General features: G+C 69.4%; 7 protein-coding genes. 4 read left to right on the top strand and 3 right to left on the bottom strand.

Annotated features, from left to right (window positions below; genetic code table 11):
* Positions 1 to 444, bottom strand: a 444-nt coding sequence (locus CVO76_RS01065; protein ID WP_208740377.1) for a dihydrofolate reductase, incomplete at its 3' end; no start/stop codon positions are given.
* 80 nt (positions 445 to 524) lie between these two features.
* Here CVO76_RS01065 and CVO76_RS01060 point away from each other — a divergent pair.
* Both CVO76_RS01060 and CVO76_RS01055 read left to right on the top strand, forming a co-directional pair.
* Positions 525 to 980 (top strand): hypothetical protein, encoded by a 456-nt coding sequence (locus tag CVO76_RS01060; protein WP_208740376.1) that lies wholly within the window; start codon positions 525 to 527, stop codon positions 978 to 980.
* Positions 981 to 1103: 123 nt separating this feature from the next.
* Entirely contained in the window at positions 1104 to 2474 is a 1371-nt protein-coding gene (locus CVO76_RS01055) for a HEPN domain-containing protein (protein ID WP_208740375.1), read from the top strand.
* Between the two features lie 63 nt (positions 2475 to 2537).
* Here CVO76_RS01055 and CVO76_RS01050 read toward each other — a convergent pair whose 3' ends face one another.
* Entirely contained in the window at positions 2538 to 3176 is a 639-nt protein-coding gene (locus tag CVO76_RS01050) for an isochorismatase family protein (RefSeq protein WP_208740374.1), read from the bottom strand.
* A gap of 141 nt (positions 3177 to 3317) precedes the next feature.
* Between CVO76_RS01050 and CVO76_RS01045 the strand changes: the two genes are divergently transcribed.
* Complete coding sequence (locus tag CVO76_RS01045) at positions 3318 to 4298, top strand: GlxA family transcriptional regulator (RefSeq protein WP_208740373.1); 981 nt, start codon at positions 3318 to 3320, stop codon at positions 4296 to 4298.
* A 92-nt stretch (positions 4299 to 4390) separates the two neighbouring features.
* Here CVO76_RS01045 and CVO76_RS01040 read toward each other — a convergent pair whose 3' ends face one another.
* Positions 4391 to 4834 carry an Lrp/AsnC family transcriptional regulator gene (locus CVO76_RS01040; protein WP_244186132.1) on the bottom strand — a complete coding sequence of 148 codons (444 nt, stop codon included), beginning with the start codon at positions 4832 to 4834 and terminating at the stop codon, positions 4391 to 4393.
* 241 nt (positions 4835 to 5075) lie between these two features.
* On the opposite strand from CVO76_RS01040, the gene CVO76_RS01035 reads away from it, so the two are divergent.
* A partial coding sequence (locus CVO76_RS01035) for a thiamine pyrophosphate-dependent enzyme (RefSeq protein WP_244186276.1) occupies positions 5076 to 5446 on the top strand: 371 nt, incomplete at its 3' end.

The raw sequence follows: 5446 nt of genomic DNA, 5'->3' as shown, positions 1-5446 counted from the left end.
GAGGTCACCGGCCAGGGCGCGGGCCTGCTCGAGCGCCGAGACGGGATCGGCGTCGACGAAGAAGAAGGTCGTCCCGCCGTCCATCTCGAGTGCCGGCCGGGGGTGGTGGGTCAGGACGACGACAGGGGTGTGGAAGACGGGGTCATCACCCCACCAGCCCTTCCATTCCTCGTCCTCCCAGGGGCCGCGGTGCGGACCGAATTTGTTGCGGCCCATGATCTCCACGCCGATCCCGGGCCGCCACGCGCCGGCGAACGCGTCGTCGACACCGAGGGACCCCTTCGATTCTCCGTGGATGCCCATGTCGCGGAAGGTGCGCGTCTCGACCGCCCACTCCATCAACCGTGAATCTGCGTGACCGAAGGGTGCGTCGAGCCGCTGGCCCTCACCGGTGCCGAAGCCGTCGAGGGAGACCGAGAAGTTGTGCACGCGGACGAGGGACATGTCATCTCCTGGGGTGCTTGCCGTGCGCGGCCGCCGGATGGTGGTCGATGCACGACCGACGATGACAGAAGGACGCCGCGATGTACACGGAACCGCGGGGTGGGCTGCCCGTCACGGGGCCGACGATGGACGCTGCCCACCCCATGGGGCAGGATGCTCCCATGGGGAACAGATGGGGAGTCGCCGCTGTCGGCTGGGCCGCTCTCCTGCTGACGGGCTGCACCGTCCCGTCCTTCTCCGAGGACGAGAAGCTCGAGATGCGGGACAGCGCCAGCGGGTTCCAGCGGGCCATCCTGGAGGATCTGGTGGTGAGCGCTGCCGAGTACCGCGACGCGGTCGGCGCGACACGCGCTTGCGTCCAGGCGAAGGGATGGGGCATCGGGCCTATCGAGCAGGACGGCAAGCAGTTGGGCTTCCAGTCCTCCTCCACCGGCGACGGCCCCCCTGCCGATGATGTGATGAGGGATTGCTATGACGAGTACCTGACCTTCGTCGGCTCCATCTGGGTGTCCCAGCGCACCCCACTGACCGGATAGACACCTCCGGTCCGGGCCCGCACGGGTCCGATGTCGCGCGGAACGGGGAAGCCCGGGATGCTTGCCCCGCACCATCCCCGCGCCGGCACTCGTGGTACCGCGGACCGGCGGGCATACTGGCGTATGAGCGAGTTCGCCGGACGCTTCGGACTGGACCTGGACCATCTGGTGCCCGGAGTCCTGCGCTTCGAACGGGACGGCTCGTTCGTGCTCGAACTCGACGGCCCCATCCTCGGGCCCGAGCAACCGGACGGGTCGGGGCCCGACAGGGTGTCGCCCGGCGGAGACCCGGATGACGTCGCCGATCCCGTACCCCGGGACATCCTGGGCTCTCTTGCGGACGGCCGACCCGTCACCCTCTTCGATGCCGTCGTGGAGGCTCCGTCCTTGCCCCCGTCATCGGTGAAGCAGACGTTCCACGGCTCTATGTCCCTCGCGGGAGCACACGTACGCGGTGACCGCGACCTCGTTGCCGGCATCAGGTGGACCTGGCTTCTGCCGGTGGGTGCGGCCCTCCGGCGGGAACAGTCCTCGGAGCCGGTCGCCGGCTCGATCCCGGGAGTCCTCGAAGGATGGGGTTCCGACGACGGGGCGGGTCTCCAGTTCTCCGCCGGCAGGGCGACACCACTCCGGCGGTTGCGTCATCAGGTGCAGCACTCCTGCAGCCAGCTCCTGGGTCTGTGGAGCGGCCAGGACGTTCCAGGAGTGGCCCACACCGAGGTACGTGTCGGGAACCGCTGGTGTGTCCTTCGGAGTCGAGGCAGCGAGCCCGTTCCCCTCGCTCGCAGCAGCTTCCTGCCGGTCCAGGATCTCTCCGTGGCCGTGTTCGCCGCCTGGATACCCCTCGCGCACATCGTCGATCCCGTGCCGTTCCTCCTCACCGGCCCGACGGGACCCCGGCAGCTCGACGCCCTGGTCCTGGCAACAGCACTCGAAGGCCTTCATCGTCGGCTGTACCTGGAGGGGGTCCGCTTCGAGGGCGTCGGCCAGCGCGCCGTGGAGCGTGCAGCGAGGCAGGCGCGACAGGCAGGCGTGGAGGTACTGCTCTCGGAAGGATTCCCCGACGAGGACAAGGCGCACGCCGTCTTCAGGGAGACCCTGCGGCACCTCAACCAGATGACCTACCAGGATCGGGCTCGCGAACTGCTCGAACCCGTACGACTCATGGTTCCCGGTCTCTTCGGCCCCGACCTGGTGCAGTGGATCGCGATGGTGACGAGGATCCGCGATCATCAGAGCCATCACCTGGCCATCGAGTTCGACGAGCCGCCGACGGCCCTCTACGACGCGGCAGCGGAGAGCAGCCGCTGGGCCCTGCTCCTGCGGATCCTGCTCGAACTCAACCCTGGCTACGATTTCCCGTCGCACCTCGCGCAATCACCCGGGTTCTCCGCCGCACTCGCCCGCATCGATCGGACAGGGCTATGGCCGGGATTCTCCGCTCTCGCCGCATTCCGCACCTCCGTCAGGGGCAGCCGCGGCAGGCCGGCCTGAGCAGCGAGGGACGCAGGGCGCAGGAGAGCACAGCCGATAGTCCGTTCCCGTCGGCCCGTCGCGTCAGGACCGGGCGGTGCGCGCAGTTCCAGCCGTCGCGGAACTGCCCAGGTCACTTCCCGGAAGTGCCTGATGCGCGGCGAGGGCCGTGGTCCACGCCTCGGTCGTGGCGACGGCCGCCCAGTTGGAGTTCAGCAGCGCGAGCAGTGTCGTGTGGACGGTCTTCGCATCAGCGAAACCGGCATCGTTGGCGATGTTGATGGCGCCGGTCGCGTCGGCGAGGACCTCGGTGGAGAGCCCGAGGGCTTCGGCTTCGACAGCTGAGGCGAGGATGCAGTTGTTGGTCATGTACCCGACGAGGGTGACCGTGTCGACGTCGTTCTCCCGCAACCAGCCGGCGAGGTCCGTGTCCGCGTAGACGGAGCCGTACTGCTTCACCACGCCCTTCCACGCGTCGGTGCGCCGGCCCTCGATCTCGGGGTGCAGGGCGAAGCCGGGCGTGTCGGGGGCGAAGACCGGAGCGCCTTCGCCGGCCGTGTGCTGGATGACCGCGACCGGGATCCCGGCGTCGGCAGCGGCATCGACGGCCGCCGCGATACGCGGCAGCGACTGCTGGTGCGGGGGGTGCTGGATCTCGAGGGGGCCGGCGAAGTACTGCTGCTGGACATCGACGAGGACGAGGGCGCGGCGAGGGGTGCTCATGGGGACGTTTCTCCTGGCTCATGGTGGTGCTGGTCTGCGGTCGCTGACGGACCTGCAGTCCATCCTTCCTCCGGTGGCAGTTCGGAGCGAGTGGCACGCAGGCCCGGTTACGATGAATTCGGGCCAATCGGGGAGGTGCGCATGCGGATCGCGGTGTACGCGTTCGACGGCGTCACGATGTTCCATCTCGCCGTGCCGCAGATGATGTTCGACGAAGTCACGCGCCAGGGCCTCGCCGACTGGACGACCGTCCTGTTCTCCGACGAGCCCGGCTCGGTACTCACGGCGGAGGGCTACCGGCTGGCAGGCATCTCCGGGCCGGGCGTCGCTGCCGAGGCGGACATCGTGGTGGTCCCTTCCTGGTTCGACGACGGCCGCGGGGTGAGTGAGGTCCTGCGCACCGTGCTGCAGGAATCCCACGGACGGAACGCACCGGTCCTCGGACTGTGCCTCGGGGCCATCGCGGTGGCGGACGCAGGACTGCTGTCCGGCCGGCGCGCCGTGACGCACTGGCAGGCCTTCGACACACTGGCGGGACGGCATCCGGACATCACCCTCGATCGGGCCGTGCTCTACATCGATCACGGGGACGTCATGACCTCGGCGGGCACGGCATCCGGCCTGGACGCGTGTCTCCACCTCGTGCGCGAGCGGCTCGGGGCCGATGCCGCCAACCGGGTGGCCCGCAGTCTCGTCGTCGCCCCGCACCGTGAGGGCGGCCAGGCCCAGTACATCGAGCACCCGGTTCCCCGGAGCCTGGCCGGCGATCCGATCGCGGACCTCCTCGAATGGATCCTGGGGCACCTCCGCGAGGCCCTTCCCATCGACCGGCTCGCAGGCCAGGCGCACATGAGCCGCCGCACCTTCGTCCGCGCGTTCCGCACGGCGACCGGCACGACACCGTCGGCCTGGATCCGTTCGCGCCGCCTCGACGCCGCCCGGAGGCTCCTGGAGACGACCGAGCTGTCCGTGGACCAGATCGCGGCGACCTGCGGCTTCGGGAACGCCGTCACCCTCCGACAGAACTTCGCGGCCACCTTCTCGACCACCCCGACCGCCTACCGGCGCCACTTCTCGACGCGTCGGACCGCTGATGTGCCCGGCGGCGACCTCCCGCGCTGAGCGGCAGCACGACACGCAGCGGGATCCCTGTGCGATCCCGCCCGGCCGGCGGGGTCGTTCCCGGGGGACGGGCACCGGGGGAAGGGGGGGGGTCAGCGGGTGTCGAGGTCCTCGAAGACGAGGAAGGTCTGGGTGTCGAGCACCCCGGGCATCGACTGCAGCTGGTCGAAGATCACGCGCCGCAACCCGACGTTGTCCTCCGCCCGCACCAGCAGGATCACGTCGAAGTCACCTCCGACCAGGGCGATGTGGTGGATCTCCGGGATGTTCCTGAGGATGTCCCGGAGCTCGCGCCAGGAGTGCTGCCGCACCTTCAGGGTGACGTAGGCGGACGACCGCAGGCCGGCCTTGGCGGGATCGATGATGGCCGTGAACCGTGTCAGGACGCCGTCCTCGGTCAGCTTCGCGATGCGAGAGTACGCATGCGCCCGCGAGATGTGCACCCGCTCGGCGACGGAGGTGACCGACTGCCGGCCGTCCCTGGTCAGCTCGGCGAGGATCTTCCGGTCGACGTCGTCGAGGGGGCCATCCACCACGTGTCCACGCTCCTTCGCGTAATGCAGGTCACACCCGCCTATTCGTCCACAGAATATCCTCTTTCGCCCGTGATGATCCACACTTTGCGGACCCCGTGGATACAAAAGGTGGCTGCTGACCATACTTGACCTACACAGCATCCAGTGCCGGAGCTATCGCCCGGCGCACGGTAGGAGCGCCGCCGCAGCGGCACATGATGGAGGCGGGATGAGTACGGCAACGAATGGTGGCCGCGGCAGCATGCTGGGGGGAGCGTCCGACGGCGGTGCCGCACCGGCAGCCGACCGGGCGCTGCTGCCCTCGGCGGAGCCGGTACAGCTGGTGGACCCCGACGGACAGCACAACCACGACGACAGGTACCCGCTGCCCGACGGTGAGCAGCTGCTCGGCGCCTTCGGGCGCCTCGTCGCCGGCCGCCGCATCAACGACCAGGCGAACGCCCTCGTGCGCCAGGGGCGCATGGCCGTCTACCCCTCCTCCCACGGACAGGAGGCCTGCCAGGTGGCGGCCGCCGTCGTCCTCGGGGCCGAGGACTGGCTGTTCCCCACCTATCGCGACACCGTCGCCGTCATCACGCGGGGGGTGGATCCCCTTCAGGTCCTCACGCTGCT

The organism is Arthrobacter agilis, from assembly GCF_002953615.1.
Lineage (GTDB): Bacteria > Actinomycetota > Actinomycetes > Actinomycetales > Micrococcaceae > Arthrobacter_D > Arthrobacter_D agilis_B.
The sequence above is the reverse complement of the archived record's forward strand: the minus strand, read 5'-3'. Positions and strand labels throughout refer to the sequence as shown.